26 protein-coding genes are annotated in these 23,000 nt (G+C 69.9%); 12 read left to right on the forward strand and 14 right to left on the reverse strand.

Annotation, left to right across the window (positions count from 1 at the left end):
• Positions 1-67 precede the first annotated feature (67 nt).
• The 9 genes from QTH87_RS16025 to QTH87_RS16065 are packed head-to-tail and all read right to left on the reverse strand — an operon-like array spanning position 68 to position 7,206.
• Entirely contained in the window at positions 68-691 is a 624-nt protein-coding gene (locus tag QTH87_RS16025) for a TetR/AcrR family transcriptional regulator (protein ID WP_286610504.1), read from the reverse strand.
• A gap of 15 nt (positions 692-706) precedes the next feature.
• Positions 707-1,792 (reverse strand): 1,2-phenylacetyl-CoA epoxidase subunit PaaE, encoded by a 1,086-nt coding sequence (paaE, locus tag QTH87_RS16030; protein WP_286610505.1) that lies wholly within the window; start codon positions 1,790-1,792, stop codon positions 707-709.
• 25 nt (positions 1,793-1,817) lie between these two features.
• Positions 1,818-2,432: a 1,2-phenylacetyl-CoA epoxidase subunit PaaD gene (gene paaD / locus QTH87_RS16035; protein ID WP_286610507.1), complete on the reverse strand. Its 615-nt coding sequence runs from the start codon at positions 2,430-2,432 to the stop codon at positions 1,818-1,820.
• Between the two features lie 2 nt (positions 2,433-2,434).
• A complete protein-coding gene (paaC, locus tag QTH87_RS16040; RefSeq protein ID WP_286610509.1) occupies positions 2,435-3,208 on the reverse strand; it encodes a 1,2-phenylacetyl-CoA epoxidase subunit PaaC in 774 nt (257 codons plus the stop codon).
• A 12-nt stretch (positions 3,209-3,220) separates the two neighbouring features.
• A complete protein-coding gene (gene paaB, locus QTH87_RS16045; protein ID WP_286610511.1) occupies positions 3,221-3,526 on the reverse strand; it encodes a 1,2-phenylacetyl-CoA epoxidase subunit PaaB in 306 nt (101 codons plus the stop codon).
• An 18-nt stretch (positions 3,527-3,544) separates the two neighbouring features.
• A complete protein-coding gene (gene paaA, locus QTH87_RS16050) occupies positions 3,545-4,558 on the reverse strand; it encodes a 1,2-phenylacetyl-CoA epoxidase subunit PaaA (protein WP_286610513.1) in 1,014 nt (337 codons plus the stop codon).
• A 29-nt stretch (positions 4,559-4,587) separates the two neighbouring features.
• Positions 4,588-5,907, reverse strand: coding sequence for a phenylacetate--CoA ligase PaaK (gene paaK / locus QTH87_RS16055; RefSeq protein WP_286610514.1), 1,320 nt, complete (start codon positions 5,905-5,907; stop codon positions 4,588-4,590).
• Positions 5,908-5,947: 40 nt separating this feature from the next.
• On the reverse strand, positions 5,948-6,400 hold the full coding sequence (gene paaI, locus QTH87_RS16060; protein WP_286610516.1) for a hydroxyphenylacetyl-CoA thioesterase PaaI: 453 nt from the start codon (positions 6,398-6,400) through the stop codon (positions 5,948-5,950).
• A gap of 5 nt (positions 6,401-6,405) precedes the next feature.
• A complete protein-coding gene (locus tag QTH87_RS16065) occupies positions 6,406-7,206 on the reverse strand; it encodes an enoyl-CoA hydratase-related protein (RefSeq protein ID WP_286610518.1) in 801 nt (266 codons plus the stop codon).
• Between the two features lie 179 nt (positions 7,207-7,385).
• On the opposite strand from QTH87_RS16065, the gene QTH87_RS16070 reads away from it, so the two are divergent.
• Complete coding sequence (locus QTH87_RS16070; protein ID WP_286610519.1) at positions 7,386-7,988, forward strand: phenylacetic acid degradation protein PaaY; 603 nt, start codon at positions 7,386-7,388, stop codon at positions 7,986-7,988.
• Between the two features lie 128 nt (positions 7,989-8,116).
• Here the strand turns inward: QTH87_RS16070 and QTH87_RS16075 are convergent, their stop codons facing one another.
• On the reverse strand, positions 8,117-9,091 hold the full coding sequence (locus QTH87_RS16075; protein ID WP_286610521.1) for a M14 family metallopeptidase: 975 nt from the start codon (positions 9,089-9,091) through the stop codon (positions 8,117-8,119).
• A gap of 91 nt (positions 9,092-9,182) precedes the next feature.
• Here QTH87_RS16075 and QTH87_RS16080 point away from each other — a divergent pair, with 91 nt between their 5' ends.
• Positions 9,183-9,449, forward strand: a complete 267-nt coding sequence (locus QTH87_RS16080; protein WP_286610523.1) for a hypothetical protein — start codon at positions 9,183-9,185, stop codon at positions 9,447-9,449.
• On the opposite strand, the gene rpe is transcribed toward QTH87_RS16080, so the two are convergent.
• Positions 9,439-10,134 (reverse strand): ribulose-phosphate 3-epimerase, encoded by a 696-nt coding sequence (gene rpe / locus QTH87_RS16085; RefSeq protein WP_286610525.1) that lies wholly within the window; start codon positions 10,132-10,134, stop codon positions 9,439-9,441. The two genes, QTH87_RS16080 and rpe, sit on opposite strands and share 11 nt — an antisense overlap.
• A gap of 60 nt (positions 10,135-10,194) precedes the next feature.
• On the opposite strand from rpe, the gene apaG reads away from it, so the two are divergent.
• The 8 genes from apaG to QTH87_RS16125 all read left to right on the forward strand — a co-directional run bounded on the left by apaG (position 10,195) and on the right by QTH87_RS16125 (position 16,058).
• Positions 10,195-10,590 (forward strand): Co2+/Mg2+ efflux facilitator ApaG/CorD, encoded by a 396-nt coding sequence (apaG, locus tag QTH87_RS16090; RefSeq protein ID WP_286610527.1) that lies wholly within the window; start codon positions 10,195-10,197, stop codon positions 10,588-10,590.
• 37 nt (positions 10,591-10,627) lie between these two features.
• Entirely contained in the window at positions 10,628-11,896 is a 1,269-nt protein-coding gene (locus QTH87_RS16095) for a cation:proton antiporter (RefSeq protein WP_286610529.1), read from the forward strand.
• Positions 11,897-11,955: 59 nt separating this feature from the next.
• The gene (locus QTH87_RS16100) at positions 11,956-13,080 is read left to right on the forward strand and encodes a YbdK family carboxylate-amine ligase (protein ID WP_286611193.1); all 1,125 of its coding nucleotides are present in this window, start codon (positions 11,956-11,958) and stop codon (positions 13,078-13,080) included.
• Complete coding sequence (thiL, locus tag QTH87_RS16105) at positions 13,077-14,069, forward strand: thiamine-phosphate kinase (protein WP_286610531.1); 993 nt, start codon at positions 13,077-13,079, stop codon at positions 14,067-14,069. The genes QTH87_RS16100 and thiL overlap by 4 nt, the downstream gene beginning before the upstream one ends.
• A 51-nt stretch (positions 14,070-14,120) precedes the next feature.
• Entirely contained in the window at positions 14,121-14,681 is a 561-nt protein-coding gene (locus QTH87_RS16110; RefSeq protein WP_286610533.1) for a phosphatidylglycerophosphatase A family protein, read from the forward strand.
• A gap of 74 nt (positions 14,682-14,755) precedes the next feature.
• A complete protein-coding gene (locus QTH87_RS16115) occupies positions 14,756-15,211 on the forward strand; it encodes a CinA family protein (RefSeq protein WP_286611195.1) in 456 nt (151 codons plus the stop codon).
• A gap of 23 nt (positions 15,212-15,234) precedes the next feature.
• Entirely contained in the window at positions 15,235-15,720 is a 486-nt protein-coding gene (locus QTH87_RS16120; protein ID WP_286610535.1) for a nuclear transport factor 2 family protein, read from the forward strand.
• 29 nt (positions 15,721-15,749) lie between these two features.
• Positions 15,750-16,058, forward strand: a complete 309-nt coding sequence (locus QTH87_RS16125; protein ID WP_286610536.1) for a GNAT family N-acetyltransferase — start codon at positions 15,750-15,752, stop codon at positions 16,056-16,058.
• 12 nt (positions 16,059-16,070) lie between these two features.
• Here QTH87_RS16125 and QTH87_RS16130 read toward each other — a convergent pair whose 3' ends face one another.
• A complete protein-coding gene (locus QTH87_RS16130; RefSeq protein ID WP_286610538.1) occupies positions 16,071-17,054 on the reverse strand; it encodes an ABC transporter substrate-binding protein in 984 nt (327 codons plus the stop codon).
• 150 nt (positions 17,055-17,204) lie between these two features.
• On the opposite strand from QTH87_RS16130, the gene QTH87_RS16135 reads away from it, so the two are divergent.
• Both QTH87_RS16135 and QTH87_RS16140 read left to right on the forward strand, forming a co-directional pair.
• Positions 17,205-19,667, forward strand: a complete 2,463-nt coding sequence (locus tag QTH87_RS16135; RefSeq protein WP_286610540.1) for a sensor histidine kinase — start codon at positions 17,205-17,207, stop codon at positions 19,665-19,667.
• Positions 19,664-20,779, forward strand: coding sequence for an adenylate/guanylate cyclase domain-containing protein (locus QTH87_RS16140; protein ID WP_286610541.1), 1,116 nt, complete (start codon positions 19,664-19,666; stop codon positions 20,777-20,779). Before QTH87_RS16135 ends, QTH87_RS16140 begins: the two co-directional genes overlap by 4 nt.
• Before the next feature lie 7 nt (positions 20,780-20,786).
• Here the strand turns inward: QTH87_RS16140 and QTH87_RS16145 are convergent, their stop codons facing one another.
• Both QTH87_RS16145 and QTH87_RS16150 read right to left on the reverse strand, forming a co-directional pair.
• Positions 20,787-22,004 (reverse strand): MFS transporter, encoded by a 1,218-nt coding sequence (locus tag QTH87_RS16145; protein WP_444812797.1) that lies wholly within the window; start codon positions 22,002-22,004, stop codon positions 20,787-20,789.
• 79 nt (positions 22,005-22,083) lie between these two features.
• A complete protein-coding gene (locus tag QTH87_RS16150) occupies positions 22,084-22,866 on the reverse strand; it encodes a UPF0149 family protein (protein WP_286610542.1) in 783 nt (260 codons plus the stop codon).
• Between the last annotated feature and the right edge of the window lie 134 nt (positions 22,867-23,000).

Below are 23,000 nucleotides of genomic sequence, written 5' to 3' on the forward strand. Positions count from 1 at the left end.
CGGTCGGTCTCCGGTTTTTTCGAAAGGATCGAGGTTGGGTTGAGGTTGGGGAAAAAGGTTCGCGCGGTCAGCCTTCGAGGGCCGTCACGCGCTGCGGCAACTGCACCGCCGGCAGGCCACCCAGGAATAGGTCGGCCACCACGGGCGCCATCGAATCGTAGTCAAGCTCGCCGTCCGGGCGCATCCAGATAAACATCCAGTTGATCATCCCGAACAGCAGCATGGTGAGCGGCTTGGCGAGCGCGCCCTCCTGCAGTTCGGGGCGCAGCTCGGCCACCGCGCGCGCGAAGCCGGAGACCACGGTGCGCTGGGTGTCGAGCACCCGCTCGCGGTCGCCGTCCTCGAGGAACTTCACGTCCTCGGTCAGCACGCGGTGCGCATGCTTGGCACCCGCGTACTCCTGCACGAAGCGGCGGATCAGCTCGCGCAGCCGGGCCGCCGGCGCGAGGCCGAGCGACTCGACATCGGCCACCAGGTCCTCGAGGCGCGAGACGTGGTTCTCGGCGATGCTCACGAGCAGGCTGTATTTGTCGCGGTAGTAGTGATAGAGCAGCGCCTTCGAGAAGCCGCAGGCTTCCGCCACCTGGTTCATCGAAGTGGCCGAATAGCCGCGGTTGGCAAACAGCAGCGCCGCATGATCGAGGATCATGTCGCGCTGGTCGTCGTATCCGGCGGAGCGTCCACGGGCCATGTCAGCTCTTGCGTCCTATCGCTCGTCGAAGGAGAGAACCACGCGCTCGGTGAGCGGATGGGCCTGGCAGGTCAGCACGAAGCCGGCAGCGACCTCGTTCTTGTCGAGCGCGAAGTTTCGCTCCATCCGCACCTTGCCTTCGACCACCTTTGCGCGGCAGGTGCCGCAGACGCCCGACGTGCAGCTGAACGGCACCTCGAGGCCGGCGGCCGAGGCGCAGTCGAGGATGCTCGGCTGGTCGCGGCGGAACTCGATCTCGCGCTGCAGGCCGTCGCGCACGATGACGATCTTCGCCACTTCGGCATCGCCGGGCCTGGCCTCGTGGATCACGGCACCCACCGGCGCACCCTCGGGGGCGGCGACGCCGAAGCGCTCGATGTGGATGCGCTCCTCGGGCACGCCCGCAGCCAGCAGCGCGGCCTCGGCCTCGTCGTTCATCTGGAACGGTCCACAGATGTAGACGTGGTCGATGCCCGCGGCAGGCACCACGCTCTGCAGGAACTCGGTGAGCTTGTCGCGGTTCATGCGACCCATGTTGAGCGGCGCATCGGTCGGCTCGCCCGAGAACACGTGGTGCAGCACCAGGCGCGACATGTAGCGGTTCTTGAGGTCCTCGAGCTCCTCCTTGAACATGGTCGACTGCAGCTTGCGGTTGCCGTAGATCAGCGTGAAGCGCGACTGCGGCTCGCGCGCCAGCACGGTCTTCATGATCGAGAGGATCGGCGTGATGCCGCTGCCGCCCACGATGCCCACGTGCTGGCGCTTCGAGGCCGGCTCGATCGGCACGAAGAAACGGCCTTGCGGCGCCATCACGTTGATGGTGTCGCCCGGCTGCAGCTGCTCGTTGATCCAGTTCGAGAAGGTGCCGCCCTTGACCTTGCGCACGCCCACGCGCAGCTCGCCGTCGTCGACGCCCGCGCAGATCGAGTACGAGCGGCGCAGGTCCTGGCCCTCGATGTCCTTGCGCAGCGTGAGGTACTGCCCCTGCGTGAAGCCGAAGGCCTCGCGCAGCTCGCCCGGCACGTCGAAGGAGACGATGACGGCCTCGTCGGTGTCGGGCTCGACGGACCGCACGCGAAGCGGATGGAAGGTGACGCTCATGGGGAGTCTCTTCTTGTGGGGTTCTTCAGATCGGCTTGAAATGCTCGAAGGGCTCGCGGCACGAGACGCACCGGTACATCGCCTTGCAGGCCGTGGCGCCGAAGGCCGACAGGCGCTCGGTGTTGCTGCTGCCGCAGCGCGGGCAGGCGACCGCATCGACGCGGCGGCCGAAGAAGCGGATCGGCACCGTGCCATCGGGCGCAGCCGGACCGGGTGGCGCGATGCCGTAGTCCTTGAGCTTGCGGCGGCCCTCGGCGCTGATCCAGTCGGTGGTCCAGGCCGGGGCGCGCTGCAGCCGCACGCTGGCCGGGCCGAGCCCGGCGCGCGCGATGGCCTCGAGCACGTCGTGCTCGATCACCTCGGTCGCGGGGCAGCCCGAGTAGGTCGGCGTCAAGACGATCTCGAGCGCCTCGCCCTGCTCGACCACGTCGCGCACGATGCCGAGATCGCGCACCGAGAGCGCGGGCACCTCGGGGTCGAGGACGGTGCCGAGCACCTCCCACGCTCTCTCGATCCTTGAGGCACCCTCTTCTTCCCGCAGGGGCCGCCGCGCACGGCCGCCCGAAGCGGCCGGCCCGCCCCCCGGCAGCGGGGTCGGAGGAAGCGACACGGAGTGCGCGACGACTGGGGAGGGCGCCATGTTCACCAGACGCCGCCCGGGAAGGCGCGTTGCAGATGCTGCATCTCGGCCAGGATGTAGCCCATGTGCTCGCTGTGCACGCCGCGCTTGCCGGTGCTGCGGAAGGCGGCATCGGCGGGCCGCGAGAGGCCGGCCTCGCCGAGGATGGTGTCCATCTCGGCCTGCCAGCCGGCCTGCAGCTCGGACCAGCGCGGGCCCAGGCCGGCGGTTGCAGCGGCATCGTCGACCGCATCCGATTCGAAGATCTCGGGCACGTAGAGCCACAGGTCGGCCAGCGCGCGCTCCACGCGGCGGCGCGATTCGTCGGTGCCGTCGCCCAGCCGCACCACCCAGTCGGCCGCGTGCTGCTGGTGGTAGCGCGCCTCCTTGACCGCCTTGCCCGCGATGCCGGCGAGCTCGGCGTCGCCCGAACTGCGCAGGCGCTCCCACAACAGCTTCATGAAGGTCGCCACCATCGCGTTGCGCAGCACCGTGAAGGCGAAGTCGCCGCGCGGCAGCTCGACCAGCGTGAGGTTGCGGTAGTCCTTCTCGTCGCGCAGGAACGCGAGCTGATCTTCGTCGTGGCCGCGGCCTTCGAGCGTGCCCGCATGCGTGAGCACCGCGCGCGCCTGGCCGATCAGGTCGAGCGCCATGTTGGACATCGCGATGTCCTCCTCGAGGATCGGCGCATGGCCCGACCATTCGGAGATGCGCTGGCCCAGGATCAGGCAGGTGTCGCCGATGCGCAGCAGGTACTGCACGGCGGGCGTCGATTCGATGGCGATGGAAGCTTGCATTTCAGTGGACGGTCACATGTGGTCGACGGAGCCGGGCAGCTGGTAGAACGTCGGGTGGCGGTAGACCTTGTCTTCCATCGGATCGAAGTACATGTCCTTGTCGGCCGGGTCGCTGGCGACGATCTGCTCCGAGCGCACCACCCAGACGCTGGTGCCTTCCTGGCGCCGCGTGTAGACGTCGCGCGCCATCTGGATGGCCATCTTCGAATCGGCCGCGTGCAGGCTGCCGCAATGCTTGTGGTCGAGGCCCGAGCGGCTGCGCACGAAGACCTCCCAGAGGGGCCATTCGGCGGCGGTGGCAGGTGTGGGGTTCGTCATGTTCGTTTTCCTTGGTGTTCAGGCTGCCAGGGGGGTCGGCTCGGCGCGCTTGGCGGCATGCGCAAGCGCCGCTTCACGCACCCAGGCGCCGTCGTCCCAGGCCTTGACCCGGGCGCCCAGGCGCTCGCGGTTGCACGGGCCGTCACCACCGACCACGCGCCAGAACTCGCTCCAGTCGATGGTGCCGTGGTCGTGGTGCTGGCGCTCCTCGTTCCACTTGAGATCGGGATCGGGCAGCGTGACGCCGAGCACCTTGGCCTGCTCGACCGCGGCGTCGATGAACTTGGCGCGCAGGTCGTCGTTGGAGAAGCGTTTGATGCCCCAGCGCATCGACTGCGCCGAGTTCGGCGACTGGTCGTCGGGCGGGCCGAACATCATGATCGACGGCCACCACCAGCGGTTCACCGCGTCCTGAACCATGGCCTTCTGGGCCTCGGTGCCGTTCTGCATCATCACCAGCAGGGCCTCGAAGCCCTGGCGCTGATGGAAGCTCTCCTCGCGGCAGATGCGGATCATCGCGCGCGCATAGGGCGCATAGGAGCAGCGGCAGATCGGCACCTGGTTCATGATCGCGGCGCCGTCGACCAGCCAGCCGATGGTGCCCATGTCGGCCCAAGTGAGCGTGGGGTAGTTGAAGATCGAGCTGTACTTGGCGCGGCCGCTGTGCAGCGCGTCGACCATCTGGTCGCGCGAGGTGCCGAGCGTCTCCGCGGCCGAGTACAGGTAGAGGCCGTGGCCGGCCTCGTCCTGCACCTTGGCCAGCAGGATCGCCTTGCGCTTGAGCGTGGGCGCGCGCGTGATCCAGTTGCCTTCGGGCAGCATGCCGACGATCTCGGAATGCGCGTGCTGGCTGATCTGGCGCACCAGGGTCTTGCGGTAGTGCTCGGGCATCCAGTCCTTGGCCTCGATGAAGCCGCCCTCGTCGATGCGGGCATCGAAGCGCTGCTCGAGCTGCATTTCCTCGGCCGAGCGCACCGCCTTCTTGGCGTCGCCGGGCTCCTTGCCCATCGTGTCCATCGCTTGCGTGTACATGTCGGTTCCTTTCAGGCGCTGCCGCCTGGTTACTTGCTTCTCTGGTCGATGACGCGGCGGGCCTTGCCGGTCAGCGTGCGTTCGATGCTGTCGGGCGTCAGCACGTTGACCGTGGTCGAGATGCCGACCAGGGTCTTGATGCGCGCCTGCAGCCACTGCGTGATCTCGCGCAGCTCGGCGGCATCGGTGCCCGCGGCGGCCTGCGGCTGCAGCTCGCACTGCACCACGACCGTGTCGAGCAGGCCTTCGCGCGCCACGTTGATCTGGTACTGGCCCGAGAGCTTGGCGTGCTGCAGCACGATCTCCTCGATCTGGGTCGGGAAGACGTTGACGCCGCGGATGATCAGCATGTCGTCGGAGCGGCCGACGATCTTGCCCATGCGGCGGAAGCTGCGCGAGGTGGGCGCCAGCAGGCGCGTGAGGTCGCGCGTGCGGTAGCGGATGATCGGCAGCGCCTCCTTCGACAGCGAGGTGAAGACCAGTTCGCCCTCCGACCCGTCGGGCAGAACCTCGCCGGTCTCGGGGTCGACGATCTCGGGATAGAAATGGTCTTCCCAGACCACCGGGCCGTCCTTGCTCTCGATGCATTCGCTGGCCACGCCCGGGCCCATCACTTCGCTGAGCCCGTAGATGTCGACCGCGTCGATGCCGGCCTTGCCTTCGATCTCGCGGCGCATCGCCTCGGTCCAGGGCTCGGCGCCGAAGATGCCGACCTGGATCGAGCTCTCGCGCGGATCGAGCCTCTGGCGCACGAACTCCTCGATGATCACCTGCATGTAGCTCGGTGTGACCATGATGAGGTCGGGCTTGAAGTCGCGGATCAGCTGCACCTGCTTCTCGGTCTGGCCGCCCGACATCGGGATCACGGTGCAACCCGCGCGCTCGGCGCCGTAGTGCGCGCCCAGGCCGCCCGTGAAGAGGCCGTAGCCATAGGCCACGTGCACGATGTCGCCGCGGCGGCCACCGGCTGCGCGGATCGAGCGCGCCACCAGGTCGGCCCAGTTGTCGATGTCGCGCTGCGTGTAGCCGACCACGGTCGGCTTTCCGGTCGTGCCCGACGAGGCATGGATGCGTGCCACCTGCTCGCGCGGCACCGCGAACATGCCGAAGGGGTAGTTGTCGCGCAGGTCCTTCTTGGTGGTGAACGGGAACTTCGAGAGGTCGCCCAGCTGCTTGAGGTCCGACGGATGCACGCCCTTCGCATCGAAGGCCTGCCTGTAGTGCGGCACGTGGTCGTAGGCATGCTGCAGGGTCCAGCGCAGGCGCTGCAGCTGCAGGGCCTCGATCTCGTCGCGGCTGGCGGTCTCGATGGCGTCGAGGTCGCCGGGGCGGGGTTGCTTGACGGGCATGGGGGTGTCTCCTCGGGCGGTGTCGGCAGGCGGCGCAGGCTCAGACGGCGACCGCCGGCTTGCCCTTCATGGTGTAGGAGCGGCCGCGGAACAGCGCGATGCGCTCGCCGCGCTGGTTGGTGATCTCGCTGTCGTAGACGCCGGTGCGGCCGGACTTCGACATCTCGACGCTGACGGCGGTCAGCAGGTCGCCTTCGCGTGCGGGCGCCAGCAGCTCGATGGCGAAGCTCGAAGCCACGGTCAGCTCGTTGTAGGAGTTGCAGGCGTAGGCGAAGGCGGTGTCGCACAGCGTCGCGAGGAAGCCGCCGTGGCAGATGGCGTGGCCGTTGAGCATGTGGCCCTGCACGGTCATGGTGACCGTGGCCCGGCCCGGCGCGACCTCGGTCACGTCGATGCCCATGCCGCGCACGGCGCGGTCGTTGGCGTACATGCGTTCGCGCACCAGCTCGGCGGTCTGCTGGGGCGTGCGGTCGGTGACAGGCGTGTCGGTCATGGGGGTCAGCGATCGGTGAAGACGGGAGCGCGCTTGGCGCCGAATGCGGCCACGCCCTCGAGGTAGTCGTGCGCGCTGCCGAGCTGCGACTGCAGCGCGGCTTCCATCGCGAGCGCCTCATCGAGCGTGAGCTGCTGGGCATCGTCGATCGCGGCGCGCGTCGCTGCCAATGCCTTCACCGGCATCGCTGCCAGGCGCAGAGCGAGGCTGGCGGCCTCGCCGGCAAGGGCCGCGTCGTCCACGCATTTCCAGATCAGGCCGATGCGTTCGGCCTCGGCCGCGGGCAGCTTGTCGCCGAGCATCGCGAGGCCCAGCGCGCGGGCGCGGCCCACGATGCGCGGCAGCAGCCAGGTGCCGCCGGTGTCGGGCACCAGGCCGATCCTGGCGAAGGCCTGGATGAAGCTGGCCGACTGGCCCGCGATCACGAAGTCGCAATTGAGCGCGAGGTTGGCGCCGGCACCGGCCGCGACCCCGTTGACCGCCGCGATCACGGGCACCGGCATCGACTTGAGGCGCTGCACCAGCGGCGTGTAGTGGGTGGTGATGGCGACAGACAGGTCCCTGGCCGGCTCGCCGGGAGCGGCGGGCGCGACCATCGGATCGGCCAGGTCCTGGCCGGCGCAGAAGCCGCGGCCGGCGCCGGTGAGCACCACGCAGCGCACCCCGGCATCTGCGGCGGCGGCCTCGAGCGCGGCACGCAGCTGCTCGTGCATGGCACCCGTGAAGCTGTTGAGCGCGGCGGGCCGATTCAGCGTGAGCGTCAGGACGGGGCCGTCTTGCGACGCGATGACGAGTGCATCGGACAAGCTGTTTCTCCAGTCGTGGAACGAGGGGCGTTTTCCGGGTCGGTGCGTCTTGATCTGCGTCAAAAGTATTGTTGACCGACCGGTCGGTGAATCATAAGATCGCCGCATCGCCTGATGCAAGTCAAATCTCCCTGGGGTTAACCCTGCATCGCGCCCCACGACAAAAAGGAAAGACAGCCGTGCCCTGCTATGCCATCGAAGGGGTGGTGCCCGTGATCGACCCGAGCGCCTACGTGCATCCCACGGCCGTGCTGATCGGCGACGTCATCGTCGGGCCCGACTGCTACGTCGGCCCATGCGCCGTGCTGCGGGGCGATTTCGGCCGCATCGTGCTCGAGCGCGGCGCCAACGTGCAGGACACCTGCGTGGTCCACGGCTTCCCGGCCCAGGACACGGTGGTCGAGGAAAACGGCCATATCGGCCACGGCGCGGTGCTGCACAGCTGCATCGTTCGGCGCGACGCGCTGGTCGGCATGAACGCGGTCGTCATGGACGAGGCCGAGGTCGGCGAAGCATCGATCGTCGCGGCCTGCGCCTTCGTTCCCGCGGGCCGCAAGATTCCCGCACGCTCGCTCGCGGCGGGCATGCCCGCCAAGGTGATGCGCGAGCTCACCGAGCAGGAAATCGCCTGGAAGCTCGAGGGCACGAAGACCTACCAGGCCCTGACCCTGCGCAGCCTCGCCAGCATGAAGGAGGTCGAGCCCCTGCCCGCCGTGGAGCCCGACCGGCCGAGCCTGGACGCGCCGGATGTGCGGCCGCTGATCGCGACCCGGCGCGGCTGAGCGACTGTCCGGCGCTTGCGGCTGGGAGTGTCAGGTCCTTGGGTGCGCGGCGCGGCTGGGGGTGTGGGGCGTGCAGCGCGGCCGGGATGCATGTGCCCCGTCCAATTCCCGCCCTCGTATGACAAGAACTACGTCGCCCGCCCCAGATCGCGCTCGCTCTCCACCGCAAAGTAGAACCATTCGGTCCCCGGCAGCGCCTCGGCGTTCGGGAACACGATGAAGCCGTCGCGGTCGGCCTCGAGCAGGCGGCCGTCGGCGCGCATGCCGATTGGTTCGCCGCGCGCCACCGGATCGAAGGTGGCCCATTCGCGCACGAAGCTGTCGCCCTCGTGGAGCCGGTCGGTCACGCTCACGAGCCGCAGCAGTTCGGGTCGCCGCGGCGGCGGCGCGGCCGGATCGGGCGCCAGCATGCCGAGCAGCCGCAGTGTGCTGAGGATCGCCTGGTAAGCCACCTCGGGCGCGGCCGGGTCCTCGTGCTGCCCGCATTCGAGCGTCACGCCGTAGCCGCCGCGGCTGCGCATGTATTCGTTGGTGCCCCAGCCGAAGGCCATGGCGGCGGCATCGGCGGCCAGCCCGCGCTGCGCGAGACCGGCCGCGTAGATGTCGAGCCAGCCCTCGACCACGCGCGGCGTGCCCAGGTGCAGCGCAAGCTGGCCTTCCTCGAAAGCGCGCGCGAAGGGCTCGAGCGCACCGGTGTTGTCGCGCGGGCCGATCATCGCGAAGGCTTCGCCCTGGCTCTGGAACGAATGCAGGTCGAGCAGCACCTCGTGGCGCTCGAGCAATGGGCACAGAAGGTCGGTGATTCGCGCTTCGTAGTCGGCCGGCTCGGCGCCCGGCGGGGTCGGCTGGAACAGGCGGTTGAGGTTGCGCTCGCCTTCGCGGCGCAGCAGGCGCCGGGCCAGCGGATTGGCCACCGGCACCAGCGTGAGCTGGCCGCGCAGCAGCGTGAGCGCGCGGCGGTCGAGTTCGGCGAGCACGCGCTCGATGCCGGCGCTGCCGCAGGTCTCGTTGCCGTGCACGCCACCGAGGACGATCAGGCGCGGGCCCTGCCGCAGCGCGGAAAAGCCATGGACGCGGAGGGTGTCTGCAAGAAGGGCGGTCATGCTGCGGGCCATCCTACAACGCGCCGAAGGCCGGTCCTACTGCGGAATGACCGGACCGATGCGACAAACGGGAACGAACCAGGAGCAAGCCATGGCCACCCAGAAGAAAGACGAGAAGGAAGCCGCCACCGACGGCCTCAAGGACGCCGGAGGCGGCGACACGAAGGTGGAGCAGGGCGGCGAGAGCGCACCGCGCCTGCCGCACGAGCACGACCAGTCGTCCGACAGCCAGCAGAACGCCGACGGGGGCGCGACGCGGGTCGGCCGCCAGGCCCACGAGGACATCGAGCGCGGGCTGGTCGACACCGACCGTGCGCCGGTGACCGACCGCGTCTACAACGACAAGGTCAAGCCTTGACCGCGGTGGCCAGTTGCTCGCGCATCGCAGCCACCACGCTCGCGTAGTCCTTGGCATTGAAGATCGCGCTGCCCGCCACGAAGGTGTCGGCGCCGGCATCCGCCACGCGCGCGATGTTGTCGATCTTGATGCCGCCATCGACTTCGAGCCGGATATCGCGTCCGGTCTCGTCGATGCGCTTGCGCGCCTCCTCGATCTTGCGCAGTGCCGAGTCGATGAAGCTCTGGCCGCCGAAGCCCGGGTTCACGCTCATGATGAGGATCAGGTCGATGTCGTCAATGACCCAGTCGAGCGCCTCGAGCCCGAGGCCGGGATTGAACACCAGCCCCGCCTTGCAACCGGCCGACTTGATCGCCTGGATGCTGCGGTGCATGTGCGGGGACGCATCCGGATGGAAGCTGATGTAGTCGGCGCCGGCCTCGGCGAAGGCGGCTGCCAGCGCGTCCACGGGCTGGATCATGAGGTGGACGTCGATCGGCACCGGCGTGCCGTCCGGCTTCTTCGCATGGGGCCTCAGCGCGTGGCAGACCATCGGGCCGAAGGTCAGGTTCGGCACGTAGTGGTTGTCCATGACGTCGAAATGAATCCAGTCGGCGCCGGCGGCGATGACGTCGCTTACTTCGGCGCCGAGGCGCGCGAAGTCGGCCGAGAGAATGGAGGGGGCGATGCGGAAGGGGCTGCTCATGGGCTCGGATTGTCGCAGCCCGGGCACTGCGGTGCACGGGTGTGGGGGTACCATCCCTCGATGTCCAGCCCACCGATCAGCATCCAGGTCGAGCCGCGCTACCTGCCGGACCAGTCCTCGCCCGAAGACCGGCTCTTCACCTTCGCCTACGCCGTCACCGTGGTCAACCACGGCAAGGTGCCGGCACAGCTGATCGCGCGCCACTGGATATTCGCCGACGCCTCGGGCCACACGCAGGAGGTCGACGGCCTCGGCGTCATCGGCCAGCAGCCGCTGCTGGCGCCGGGCGAATCCTTCCGCTACACCAGCGGCTGCCGGCTGCAGGCCGCGAGCGGTACCATGCACGGCAGTTTTTTCTTCGTGACGGAGCGCGGCGAGCGCTTCGACGTTCCGATTCCCACGCTGGTGCTCGAAGCCGACGCCGGCGACATGCCCTCTTCGCGCGTGCTGCACTGAACCGCTGACCGCGCGGGGCCGATGCCCCCATCGAACGATGACGTCCTACCTTCCCAATGATCTGCTGGGCTTCTGGTCCGAATGGGTGCGCCCCTCGGCCGGGCTGCCGATTGTGCTGTGGTCGCTGCTGCTCGCGAGCGCGGCCGCGGCCGGCCACCTGGTGCAGCGCTACATGGGCATGCCCAAGGTCGTCGGCTATTCGATGGTCGGCACCCTGGTGGGCCTGGCGGGCTTCGAAGGCGCGATCTGGCCGCTGCAGGGCATCAGCCTGTTCCTGCTCGAACTCGGCGTGGCGATCGTGCTGTTCGAGGCCGGCGGCCGGCTGCCGCTGCGCTGGTTCCGCCACAACCCGATGGTGCTGGTGCAGAGCATCGTCGAGGCCACGCTGACCTATTTCGCCGTGTTCTGGGCCCTGCACTGGCTGGGCATCCCCGACCCGGTGGCCAACCCGATCGCGCTGATGGCGATCGTCGCCTCGCCTGCCGTGCTCACGCGCGTGGTGATCGACACCCGCGCCTCCGGCCCGGTGACCGAGCGCGCGCTGACGCTGGCCACGCTCAATACCTTCTACGCGCTGGCGCTCGGCTATGCCCAGGCCGGCCTGATCGAGCATGCGCCCGCGAGCCTGCTGCAGAAGCTCAACCCGGTCGGCGTGGTGCTCGGGCTGTCGTTCGTGGTCGGCGCGATGATGGCGCTGTCGCTGCGCTCGGCGCTGCGCGTGATGAGCCCGACCAGCGAGAACACCTCGATCCTGCTGCTCGCGATCATCGCCGCGGGCGCCGCGCTGGCTGCGCACTTCGGCGGCGCGGCGCCGCTCGCGGCGCTGATCGGCGGCGTGCTGCTGAAGGCACTGAACCCCAAGCCCTGGGCCTGGCCGCGCCAGCTGGGCACCGCCGCCTCGCTGCTCACGATGCTGATGTTCGTGCTGGTGTCGGTGGTCGCGGCACAGGCCGACTGGAGCCTGCCCGTGGCCAGCGTCGTGCTGACCGTGATCGCGGTGCGCGCGCTGGCCAAGGTGGTCGGCGTGGCGGCCGCCAACCCGGGCAGCGGCACGAGCTGGAAGCAGGCCTTCTGGGTCGGCTGCGCGATGTCGCCGCTGTCGTCGATCGCGATGCTGATCACCTCGGCCTTCGTCACCGCCTCGCCGCTGCTCGGCGCCATGATCACCCAGATTGCCCTGCCCGCGATCCTGCTGATGGAGGTGCTCGGCGCCGTGATCGCCACCATCGCCATCCATGGCGCCCGCGAGAGCTCCAGGCCCTGGGCGCCCGAAGCCTTCGGCACGCCGGAGGAGACCCAACGATGAACCTGCGCACCCCCGATCTCCAGGCCGACGGTTCGCCGTCGACCCCCGCGAGCCGAGTCATTCCGCTCGAGCGCTTCAACAAGTCCGAGGCGCTCTCGCTCGGCGTCGAGCTCGAGCTGCAGCTGGTCAACACGCACGACTACGATCTCGCGCCCTATGCCGAGGACATGCTGCGACTGATGGCGCAGACGCCGCTGCCGGGCAGCGTGGTGCCCGAGATGACCTCGAGCATGATCGAGATCTCGACCGACATCTGCCATTCGGCCGAGGACGTGATCAAGCAGCTGACGCCGATCCGCGATGCGCTCGTGAAGAACGCCGACAAGCTCAACATCGCCGTGGTCGGCGGCGGCACGCATGCCTTCCAGCAATGGCACGAGCGCCGCATCTACGACAAGCCGCGCTTTCGCGAGCTGTCGGAGCTCTACGGCTATCTGTCCAAGCAGTTCACGATCTTCGGCCAGCACGTGCACATCGGCTGCTCCGACGCCGACGGCGCGCTGCTGATGCTGCACCGCATGTCGCGCTACATCCCGCACTTCATCGCGCTGTCGGCCTCGTCGCCCTTCGTGCAGGGGCAGGACACGCAGTTCGACTCGGCCCGGCTCAACTCGGTGTTCGCATTCCCGCTGTCGGGTCGCGCGCCCTTCACGCTCAAGTGGCGCGAGTTCGAGAACTACTTCATGCGCATGACGCGAACCGGCGTGGTGCGCAGCATGAAGGACTTCTACTGGGACATCCGTCCCAAGCCCGAGTTCGGCACCATCGAGATCCGCGTGTTCGACACGCCGCTCACGGTCGAACGCGCAGCCGCACTGGCCGGCTACGTGCAGTCGCTCGCGGCCTGGTTCCTGCAGGAGCAGCCCTTCACGCCGACCGAGGACGACTACCTGGTCTACACCTACAACCGCTTCCAGGCTTGCCGCTTCGGGCTCGACGCGCTCTACGTCGATCCGGCCAGCGGCGAGCACATGCCGCTGCGCGACCACATCCTCATGACCATGACCCAGCTCGAATGGCACAGCGAGGCGCTGAACGCCACGCAGGCGCTCGGCGAGCTGCGCACCAGCGTCGAGGCCAACCGGAACGACGCCCGCTGGCTGCGCGAGCGCCAGGCCAAGGAACGGCTGCTGGCCGAGGTGGTGCGGCAATCGGCGCTGCGCTTTCGCAGCTCGGCGGTATGAGCGACAAGGCGGCCGGCGGCGAGTTCGGCCTCATCGCGCGCCACTTCACGCGCCCGGCAAGGCGCTCGCCGCTCGGCGTGGGCGACGACTGCGCGCTGCTCGCGCCGGCCCCAGGCATGCAGCTCGCGGTCTCGTCGGACATGCTGGTCGAGGGCCGGCACTTCCTCTCCACGGTGGAGCCGGCACGGCTCGGCCACAAGACGCTCGCGGTCAACCTCAGCGACCTGGCGGCCTGCGGCGCAAAGCCGCTGGCCTTCACGCTGGCCCTCTCGCTGCCCGCGATCGACGAGGCCTGGCTGGCCGGCTTCTCGCGCGGCCTGTTCGCGCTCGCCGACGCGCACGAATGCGAACTGGTCGGCGGCGACACCACGCGCGGCCCGCTCAATCTCTGCATCACGGTGTTCGGCGAGGTGCCCGCGGGCAGCGCGCTGCTGCGCTCGGGCGCGCGGGCCGGCGACGACGTCTGGGTCAGCGGCACGCTCGGCGACGCGCGGCTCGCGCTCGAGGTCTTCCGCGGCAGCCTGTCGCTGCCGGCCCCCGCGTTCGAGCATGCGCGCCTGCGCATGGAGCAGCCCACGCCCAGGGTCGGGCTCGGTCTCGCGCTGCGCGGCATCGCGAGCGCCGCGGTCGACCTCAGCGACGGCCTGGTCGGCGACCTCGGCCACGTGCTGCGTGCGAGCGGCGTCGGTGCGTGCATCGACGCCGATGCGGTCGCGACGCTGCTCGGCATCGACGCGCTAAGCGACCTGCCCGCTCCAACGCTGGCGCGCGAGCTGCGCCGGGCCTGCGCGCTGGCGGGCGGGGACGACTACGAACTGGCCTTCACGGCGCCGGCCGCACGGCGCGCCGACGTCGAACGGGCCGCCAACACCAGCGCGACGGCGGTCACGCGGATCGGCCGCATCGAGGCCGAGCCCGGGCTGCGGCTGGTGGATGCGCAGGGCACCGCGGTGGCGGCGCAGTTCGCGGCCTTCGACCACTTCGCCTGAGCCGGCGGCGCCGGGGGGCACGCCCCCGAGATGCGCGACACTGGCGCCTTCATGCAAGCCACCGACATCGCTCCCGCGCCCGCCATCCCGCCCCGCCCGACCCTGCGCTTCCTGTTCGCGCACCCGGCCCACCTGATCGCGCTCGGCTTCGGCTCGGGCCTGCCGCGCCGGGCACCCGGCACGGTCGGCACCCTGTGGGGCTGGGTCGCCTATCTGGTGATGGAACGCTTCCTGTCAACCGCCACCATCGGCTGGGTCATCCTGGCCTCGCTGCCGATCGGCTGGTGGGCCTGCACCGTGACCGCGCGCCATCTGAAGATCGCCGATCCGGGCTGCGTGGTGTGGGACGAGATCGTCGCCTTCTGGCTGATCCTGTGGCTGGTGCTGCCGGGCGGACTGCTGGCGCAGATCATCGCCTTCGCGCTGTTCCGCTACTTCGACGCCGCCAAGCCCGGCCCGGTGGGCTGGGCCGATCGCCTGTTCAAGCAGCGCGATACCGACATGGGTGCGCTGCGCTGGCGCGCCGCCGGCTTCGGCATTCTGTTTGACGACATCGTGGCGGCGTTCTGCACTCTGCTCGTGATCGCCGCCTGGCGCTTCTGGTTCCAGTGATGAAGGAGGACTTCGTGATCGATCCTGCTGCGCCGGCTCCTGCCGACCTCGACATCCCGGCACTCGTGCTGCGCATGGCTGACCTGCTGCAGCAGCGGCACTGGATGATGGCCGCGGCCGAGAGCTGCACCGGCGGGCTGATCGCCGGAGCCTGCACCGATCTCGCGGGCTCGAGCGCCTGGTTCGAGCGCGGCTTCGTCACGTATTCGAACGAGGCCAAGAGCGAGATGCTCGGCGTCGACGCCGCGCTCATCGCTGCCCACGGCGCGGTCAGCGAACCCGTGGCGCGCGCGATGGCCGAAGGCGCCGTGGCCCGCTCGCAGGCCCGCGCCGCGGTGGCCGTGACCGGCGTGGCCGGCCCCACGGGAGGCTCGCCGGAGAAGCCGGTCGGCACGGTCTGGTTCGGCTGGTCGGTGGACGGTGCCGTGCGCACCGAGCGCCGCCGCTTCGAAGGCGACCGCGCGGCCGTGCGCCAGGCCACGGTGCACTATGCGCTGCAGACGCTGGCGTCCCTGGTCGAGCAGCCCTGACCGCGCACCGCGTAGGATGCCGCATGCAAACCGAACAGACCCTGCGCCGTCTCTACGACGCCTTCCAGAAGCTCGACGCCGACACCATGGCGACCTGCTATGCACCCGAGGCGAGCTTCGACGACGAGGCCTTCTCGCTGCGCGGCGCACGCGAGATCGGCGGCATGTGGAAGATGCTGTGCAGCGGCACCCGGGCCAAGGGCGCCGCGGTGTGGCGGCTCAGCTACCGCGACATCGAGGCCGACGCCGCGCGCGGCAAGGCGCACTGGGATGCCCACTACCTCTTCAGTGCCACCGGCCGCATCGTCGACAACGCGATCGATTCGCGCTTCACCTTCACGCCCGAGGGCCTGATCGCAACCCAGCGCGACAGCTTCGACTTCTGGCGCTGGTCGCGGCAGGCGCTCGGCGCACCGGGCCTGCTGCTGGGCTGGTCGCCGATGCTGAAGAACAAGGTGCGCGCCACCGCGGCCACCAATCTCGCGGCCTGGCTCGCGCGCAACCCCTGAAACCCTGCTGCTCCTGCACCGACTCCCCAATGACCGACATCACGATCACCGACAACCCGGCGCAACACCGCTACGAGGCCGCCATCGGCGGCCAGCTCGCGGGCTACTGCGAATACAACCTCCTGAGCGAGGCGATCATGTTCACCCACACCGAGGTGCTGGAGGCCTTCGAGGGCAAGGGCGTGGGCTCGGCCATCGCGCGCCACGTGCTCGACCGCGCGCGCGCCGACGGCAAGCAGGTGATCCCGGTCTGCCAGTTCATCGCCGGCTACATCCGCAAGCACCGCGACTACGTCGACCTGGTGCGGCCCGACGTGCAGCGCGCCTTCAAGATCTGAGCCGCGGGCTCACTACTGGATCACGCGGTCGGCGCGCTCGAGCACCGGCCGCGGAACCGCGAAGCCGAGCTGCTTCGCGGTCTTGAGATTGATCAGCAGCTCGAACTTGGTCGGCTGCTCGATCGGCAGGTCGGCCGGCCTGGCGCCCTTGAGGATGCGGTCGACGTAGCGCGCGCCGTCCTTGCCTTCGTTGCCGTAGCCCGGCCCGTAGGCCATGAGGCAGCCGTTCTCGGCATAGTCGCCGCGTGCGCAGATCGACGGCAGCCCGTTCTGCAGCGCGAGGTCGGCGATCAGCTTCTGGTTCGAATTGGCGACCGGATTGAGCGTCACCCAGACCGCCCCCGCATGCGCCTTGACCGCATCCCTGAAGGCCTGCGCATAGCCCTCGGGGCTGCTGACCTCCATCGAATGCAGCTGCAGGCCGAGCGTGCGGGCCGGGCCCTGGCTGGCCTCCCACTGGGGCACCGAGCCCGGCGCGGTCGGGTCCCACAGCACCGCCACGCGGGTGTTGCCCGGCACCGTCTCCTTCAACAGCTCGAGCCGCTTGCCGGTGAGGATGGCCGCCACGTTGGTGATGCCGGTCGCATTGCCGCCGGGCCGCGCGAGGCTCAGCGCGAGGCCGGTGGTGATCGGGTCCGTGACGCCCATGAACACGATGGGCACGGTGTCCGTGCTCCTCTTCGCGGCCTGCGCCGCATTGGTGGTCACGGCGACCAGCACATCGACGTCGAGGCGCATCAGTTCCTCGGCCAGCGCGGGCAGGCGGCGCAGGTCCTGGCTCTCGTGACGGTAGTCGATCCGGATGTTCTGCCCTTCGACATAGCCCAGATCGCGCAGTCCCTGGCGGAAGGCCTCGAGGCGCGGCGCGTCGGCGCTGGCCGAGACGGCCGCGAGGTAGCCCAGGCGCGGCACCTTCTTCGCCGGCTGCGCGCGCACGGGCGCCAGCGCGAGCGCCAGCACGCCGGCCAGCAGCAGCCCCAGGAACCTGCATCGCATCCGCATCCTCCTTCTCGACCGACCATCGAGCGCAGATTCTGCGCCGTCCACGGGGCCTTGCCGCTGCCCCATGCGCTCTAGCGCATCGGCCATTGGGCCTAGGCGCGCGGCCTTCCCATCGCGCGCGGCCGGATGTCCAATTGGCACCCGATGACGCCGCCGGATTCGTCCCCGCTCTCGCTCCCGGGCGAACTGTCCGCTGCCCATGGCCAGCGCTTCGCGCTGCTGTCGCAGGCCAGCCGCGACGTTCACCAGGGCCGGCTGTTCCGCAAGTACCTGCTGCTGATCCTCTCGCTGGTGACCACGGTGCTGCTGGCCTCAAGCGCCTTCAGCCTCTACTTCGCCTATCAGGAGAACAAGGAGGCGCTCGCCAGCCTGCAGCACGAGAAGGCGGTCGGCGCGGCATCGCGCATCGAGCAGTACATGCAGCAGCTCTCGCAGCAGCTGGCCTACGCCTCGCTGGCGCAGATCGATGCCGCCGACCTGGCCTCACGGCGTTCCGAGTTCTGGCGCCTGCTGCGCCAGGCGCCCGAGGTGACGGACATCGCGCAGATCGACGCCGCCGGCCGCGAGCAGATCGAGGTGTCGCGCCTCGGCATGGACGTGATGGGCTCGGGGCGCGACCGCTCGGCCGAAGCGCCGTACCGGCACGCGGTGGCCGACGAGCCGTGGTTCGGCCCGGTCTACTTCAACCGCGGCACCGAGCCCTACATGACGGTGGCGATCCGCGCCGGCGGCGAACGCGGGTCGGTCACGGTGGCCGAGCTCAATCTCAAGCTGATCTGGGACGTGGTCTCGCGCATCCACATCGGCGAGAAGGGCAAGGCCTACGTGGTCGACGGCAACGGCCTGCTGGTGGCCGATCCCGACATGGGCCTGGTGCTGCGCAAGACCAGCCTCGCGGCGCTGCCGCACGTGAAGGCGGCCATCACCGACGGTGGCACGCCCGAGCAGGCGATGGTGTCGCGCGATCTCGCCGGTGCCACGGTGCTGGCCTCGATGGCGACGATCGCGCCGCTGGGCTGGAAGGTGTTCGTCGAGCAGCCGATCGGCGAGGTCTACGCCAAGCTCAACGCCAGCTACCTGCGCGCGGCCGTGCTGCTGCTCGCGGGCCTGGCGGTCTCGGCGCTGGCGGCCTCCGTGCTGGCGCGCAGCATGGTGCGGCCGATCCGCACGCTGGCGCGCGGGGCACGCCGCATCGGCCAGGGCGAGCTGAACCAGCAGATCGTGGTCTCCACTGGCGACGAGCTGGAAGGCCTTGCGCACCAGTTCAACCGCATGTCGGCGCAGCTGCGCGAGTCCTACGGCGAACTGGAACGCAAGGTCGAGCAGCGCACCGCCGAGCTCAGCGCCGCGCTCGACTACCAGACCGCGACCGCCGAGGTGCTGCGCGTGATCAGCCGCTCGCCCTCCGACCTGTCGCCGGTGCTGCAGGCGGTGGCCGAGCGTTCGGCCACGCTGTGCCACGCCTACGGCTGCCGCATCTGGCTGCCGGAGGACGACCACCTGCGCGCGATGACCGGCTACGTCGGTCCCCATAGCGACCCGGCGGTCGGCCGCGACGAGCTGCTGCCGATGGCGCCGCGCTCGGTGGTCGGCCGCGCCTTCACCGAGCGGCGCACGGTGCACGTGCCGGACGTGCTCAGGCGGGTCGATGCCGACTACCCCGAATCGCGCGCCCCGCAGGCGCGCCACGGCTTTCGCACCGTGCTGGCGGTGCCGATGGTGCGCGAGGGCGCCTCGCTCGGCGTCATCGCGGTGATCCGCCGCCACGTGCAGGCGTTCACGGCCGCCGAGGTGCGGCTGGTCGAGACCTTTGCCGACCAGGCCGTGATCGCGATCGAGAACGCGCGCCTGTTCCAGGAGATCGAGCACCAGAGCCGCCAGCTCGCGGTGGCCAACCACCACAAGTCACAGTTCCTGGCCAACATGTCGCACGAGCTGCGCACGCCGCTCAACGCGGTGATCGGCTTCTCGGAGGTGCTCGGCGCGCAGATGTTCGGCCCCCTCAACGACAAGCAGCTCGAGTACCTGCGCGACATCAGCTCGTCGGGCCATCACCTGCTGACGCTGATCAACGACGTGCTCGACCTGTCGAAGATCGAGGCCGGACGCATGGAACTCGACCTCAGCTGCTTCGACCTCGGCCTGCTGCTGGACAACGCCCTGACCCTGGTGCGCGAGCGCGCGCAGCGCAATGCGCTGGCGCTCTCGCTCGAAGTGGGCGACGGCCTCGAGGCGTGGGTGGCCGACGCCCGCAAGGTCAAGCAGGTGGTGGTGAACCTGCTGTCGAATGCGGTCAAGTTCACGCCTGCGGGCGGCAGCGTAAGGCTGCGCGCGCGCCGGATCGAGGACGACGGCCGCAGCCTGGCCGAGGTCGCCGTGAGCGACACCGGCGTCGGCATCGCGCCCGAGGACCAGGCGCTGGTGTTCGAGGAATTCCGCCAGGCCGGCAGCGACCACCTGCGCAAGGCCGAGGGCACCGGCCTGGGCCTGTCGCTGGCGCGGCGCTTCGTCGAGCTGCATGGCGGCACGCTCACCGTCGCGAGCAGGCTCGGCGAGGGCGCCACCTTCACCTTCGTATTGCCGCTGCAGACCCTGGAGGCCATGTGAGCACCGGAAGCATCCTGATCGTCGACGACGTCGCCAAGAACGTGCGCCTGCTGGCCGACGTGCTCGGCGCCCGCGGCTACCGCACGCGTACCGCCGCCTCGGGCCTCGAGGCGCTGGCCAGCATCTCCGCCGAGCCGCCGGACCTGGTGCTGCTCGACGTGATGATGCCGGGCATGAACGGCTACGAGGTCTGTCGCGCCATCCGCGCCGATCCGCTGCACGCCGTGCTGCCCGTGGTGCTCGTGACCGCGCTCGACCCCGAGCAGGAGCGCGTCAACGGCCTCGATGCCGGCGCCGACGACTTCCTCGGCAAGCCCATCAACCAGGCCGAGCTGATGGCACGGGTGCGCTCGCTGCTGCGCGTGAAGTCGCTCTACGACGAGGTGCAGCGCCAGCGCGCCGAGCTGCAGGCCTGGAACGCCACGCTCGAGCAGCGCGTGGCCGACAGCGTTCGGCAGCTCGAGCGCGTGGGCCAGCTCAAGCGCTTCTTCTCGCCGCAGCTGGCCGAGGCGATCCTGGCCGGCGGCGCCGGCGATCCGCTGCGCAGCCACCGGCGCGAGATCACGGTGGTGTTCCTCGACCTGCGCGGCTTCACGGCCTTCACCGAGACCGCCGACCCCGAGGAGGTGATGGCCGTGCTGGCCCAGTACCACGCCGCGATGGGGCGGCTGGTGCTGGCGCACGAAGGCACGCTGGAACGCTTCTCGGGGGACGGCATGATGATCTTCTTCAACGATCCCCAGCCCGTGCCCGACGCCTCGGCGCGCGCGCTGCGCATGGCGGTCGCGATGCAGCGCGAGATGGCGGCGCTCAGCGGCCAGTGGCGCCGACGCGGCTACGACCTGCACATGGGCATCGGCATCGCGCAGGGCTTCGCGACGCTCGGCGGCATCGGCTTCGACGGCCGCATCGACTACGGCGCCATCGGCACCGTGACCAATCTGGCGGCACGCCTGTGCGGCGAGGCCGCAGGCGGCCAGATCCTGGTCTCGCAGCGCGTGCAGGCCGAACTGCACGAGCAGGCCGGCGACGCCGAATGGGCCATCGAGCCGATCGGCGAGCTGGAGCTCAAGGGCTTCCAGCGCAAGGTGCCGGCCTGGCGCGTGGCCTGAGCGGCGTTCAGGCGCCCTGCCGGACCGGCCGTGCGCCCGGCCCCGGCAACCAGGCGAAGGCCAGCGTGGCCGCGACCAGCAGCGCGGCGATGGTCGCGAGCACCGCACGATAGGCCTCGACGCCGTGCGCCACGCCGACCGAGGCCGCAACGCCGGTGACCCACTGCATCAGCGCCACGCCGAGGAACATCGCCATCGTGAACACCGCCATCGCGCGGCCCGTCAGCGCGACCGGGTAGGCCGTTCGCACGTCGGCGTACTGCCAGACGATGAAGCCCGCGAGCAGGCCGATCAGCACCATGCCGGCGACATCGACCCAGGCCTCGGTGAAGACCGCGATGGCCGCGAACAGGGCCGCGTAGAGCAGGCTGCAGCCGATGATGCGGCGACGCCGCACCGGACCGTCGCGGTCGAGGCGGCCGAACAGCGGTGGTCCGACCAGCGAGATCAGCGACACGATCAGCGCGACATTGCCGCTCTGCACCAGCGAGAAGCCGTGGCGGTCGATCAGCAGCGGCCCGAGCCAGAGCCCGCGCAGCGAGATGAAGGCCGCGTAGGTGACCGCGCCGAGCACCATGATGCCGAGCGTGTGCGGCAGCGCGAGCAGGGCGCCGAACTGGCGCAGCGCGGCCGCCACCGATTCCCTGGGCTGGCCGGCCGGGCGGCCGGGCTCGCGCACCCAGCGCCAGATCACGAGCCAGGCCAGCGCCGAGGCCGCGGCCAGCACCACGAAGCCGGCGCGCCACGAACGTTCCTGCACCAGCCATGCGAGCGGCGTGCCGGTCAGCAGCATGCCGAGCCCGCCGATGCCGAGCACCAGCCCCGAGACCGAGGCGAAGCGCGCGGCCGGGAAGTGGCGCGCGATGAACACGGTGCAGACCAGGAAGGCCGGCGCGCAGCCGACGCCGATGAGCACCTGGCCCAACACCAGCACCATGTAGTTGCCGGTCGCTGCCGACAGCAGCGCACCCGCGATCGCCAGCGGGAAGGCGACGAGCACGGTGCGCCGCACGCCATGCAGGTCGATGCCGATCCCCATGAACAGCTGCATCGCGCCGAAGGCGAAATGGAAGGCGCCGGAAAACACGCCGAGTGCCTGCGCCGACAGCGCGAACTCGGCCTGCAGCTGGCTCGCCATGACCGCGCCCACCGTGCGGAACGCCTGGCTCATGGCGAAGGCGGTACACAGCGCGAGCACCATGGCCCAGGCAGTGCGGGTCGTCATTCCGACCCCGGGATTCAAACCGGCATCTCCACCGCGCGACGGCGGGAGGCCGCACCCGGCGGGCCGGCCTGGCGGAGCGCTACTGACCGTGGCACTTCTTGAACTTCTTCCCGCTGCCGCAGGGGCAGGGATCGTTTCGGCCGGGCGTGGCCTCGCGGCGCACGGTCTCGACCTTCGGCCCCATGCTGCGCCACAGCTGGCGCAGGTCGTAGACCGCCCAGATCGCGGCGCCGAAATCGTCGACCCGCTCCTGGCTCACGCTGGGCGGGCCATCCTCGCTGTACATCGACAGCGCGGGCTTGCCGGTGTCGTCCTCGGTCAGCGTGACGATCGCGTCGAGCGCCTCGTCGAGCATCTGCGCCGCGTCCTTGTCGCGCGGGGCGGTCCATTCGTCGGGCCAGTTCTCGACCGCATACATGAAGCCGAGCGCCCACACCTGGGCAAAGGAGGGAATCGCCTCGCCCGCCATCTCGGCCCGCTCTTCCTCGGGCAGCGCTGCGATCGCGCCGCGCGTGTCCAGCACCTCGGGCTGCCAGGTGCGCTCGTCGTCGAGCGACTGCACGTCGGCGTCGAGGCCGGTCTCGATCTCGCGCCAGCGGCGCTTCCAGCGCCATACGAATTCCATGTGCCGGGCCGGCACGAAGCCTTCGCCGAGCAGTACCGGCCAGTACTCGGCCGGCTCGATGACGCGCCGGGTGCAGACCAGCGCCGCCATGAAACCCTCGCAGAACTCCCACTGCGGGGTCTCCTCGTCCTCGGCGCGCAGGGCGTCGAGCACCTGGTCCTGGGCGTCGAAATCGTCGGGGCCGAGCGGAGCGCTGTCGGGCGAGGAAGGAGTCGGTGTATCGGTGGGGCTGTTCATGGGAATGGAAAATGCAGCCCTCTATGATGCAGCAGGCTGACGGAGACCCCCATTCCCAAATCGACGATGTCACCGTTTCCGGTGCGCCACCCCTTCCTTGCGCTCTGCCCGGCCGGGCTGGAGGCCACCGCGCA

Source organism: Variovorax jilinensis (genome assembly GCF_030316885.1).
Lineage (GTDB): Bacteria > Pseudomonadota > Gammaproteobacteria > Burkholderiales > Burkholderiaceae_C > Variovorax > Variovorax jilinensis.

Bases quoted from the DNA above. Each gene is read 5' to 3' on its own strand.
- QTH87_RS16135 (WP_286610540.1), top strand. From the start codon at position 17,205: ATGACGCCGCCGGATTCGTCCCCGCTCTCGCTCCCGGGCGAACTGTCC.
- QTH87_RS16150 (WP_286610542.1), bottom strand. From the start codon at position 22,866: ATGAACAGCCCCACCGATACACCGACTCCTTCCTCGCCCGACAGCGCT.
- paaI (WP_286610516.1), bottom strand. From the start codon at position 6,400: ATGACCGACACGCCTGTCACCGACCGCACGCCCCAGCAGACCGCCGAG.
- thiL (WP_286610531.1), top strand. From the start codon at position 13,077: ATGAGCGACAAGGCGGCCGGCGGCGAGTTCGGCCTCATCGCGCGCCAC.
- QTH87_RS16130 (WP_286610538.1), bottom strand. From the start codon at position 17,054: ATGCGATGCAGGTTCCTGGGGCTGCTGCTGGCCGGCGTGCTGGCGCTC.
- paaB (WP_286610511.1), bottom strand. From the start codon at position 3,526: ATGACGAACCCCACACCTGCCACCGCCGCCGAATGGCCCCTCTGGGAG.
- paaC (WP_286610509.1), bottom strand. From the start codon at position 3,208: ATGCAAGCTTCCATCGCCATCGAATCGACGCCCGCCGTGCAGTACCTG.
- QTH87_RS16025 (WP_286610504.1), bottom strand. From the start codon at position 691: ATGGCCCGTGGACGCTCCGCCGGATACGACGACCAGCGCGACATGATC.
- paaE (WP_286610505.1), bottom strand. From the start codon at position 1,792: ATGAGCGTCACCTTCCATCCGCTTCGCGTGCGGTCCGTCGAGCCCGAC.
- apaG (WP_286610527.1), top strand. From the start codon at position 10,195: ATGTCCAGCCCACCGATCAGCATCCAGGTCGAGCCGCGCTACCTGCCG.
- QTH87_RS16110 (WP_286610533.1), top strand. From the start codon at position 14,121: ATGCAAGCCACCGACATCGCTCCCGCGCCCGCCATCCCGCCCCGCCCG.
- QTH87_RS16095 (WP_286610529.1), top strand. From the start codon at position 10,628: ATGACGTCCTACCTTCCCAATGATCTGCTGGGCTTCTGGTCCGAATGG.
- QTH87_RS16080 (WP_286610523.1), top strand. From the start codon at position 9,183: ATGGCCACCCAGAAGAAAGACGAGAAGGAAGCCGCCACCGACGGCCTC.
- paaA (WP_286610513.1), bottom strand. From the start codon at position 4,558: ATGTACACGCAAGCGATGGACACGATGGGCAAGGAGCCCGGCGACGCC.
- QTH87_RS16115 (WP_286611195.1), top strand. From the start codon at position 14,756: ATGGCTGACCTGCTGCAGCAGCGGCACTGGATGATGGCCGCGGCCGAG.
- QTH87_RS16125 (WP_286610536.1), top strand. From the start codon at position 15,750: ATGACCGACATCACGATCACCGACAACCCGGCGCAACACCGCTACGAG.
- QTH87_RS16145 (WP_444812797.1), bottom strand. From the start codon at position 22,004: ATGACGACCCGCACTGCCTGGGCCATGGTGCTCGCGCTGTGTACCGCC.
- paaD (WP_286610507.1), bottom strand. From the start codon at position 2,432: ATGGCGCCCTCCCCAGTCGTCGCGCACTCCGTGTCGCTTCCTCCGACC.
- rpe (WP_286610525.1), bottom strand. From the start codon at position 10,134: ATGAGCAGCCCCTTCCGCATCGCCCCCTCCATTCTCTCGGCCGACTTC.
- paaK (WP_286610514.1), bottom strand. From the start codon at position 5,907: ATGCCCGTCAAGCAACCCCGCCCCGGCGACCTCGACGCCATCGAGACC.
- QTH87_RS16075 (WP_286610521.1), bottom strand. From the start codon at position 9,091: ATGACCGCCCTTCTTGCAGACACCCTCCGCGTCCATGGCTTTTCCGCG.
- QTH87_RS16120 (WP_286610535.1), top strand. From the start codon at position 15,235: ATGCAAACCGAACAGACCCTGCGCCGTCTCTACGACGCCTTCCAGAAG.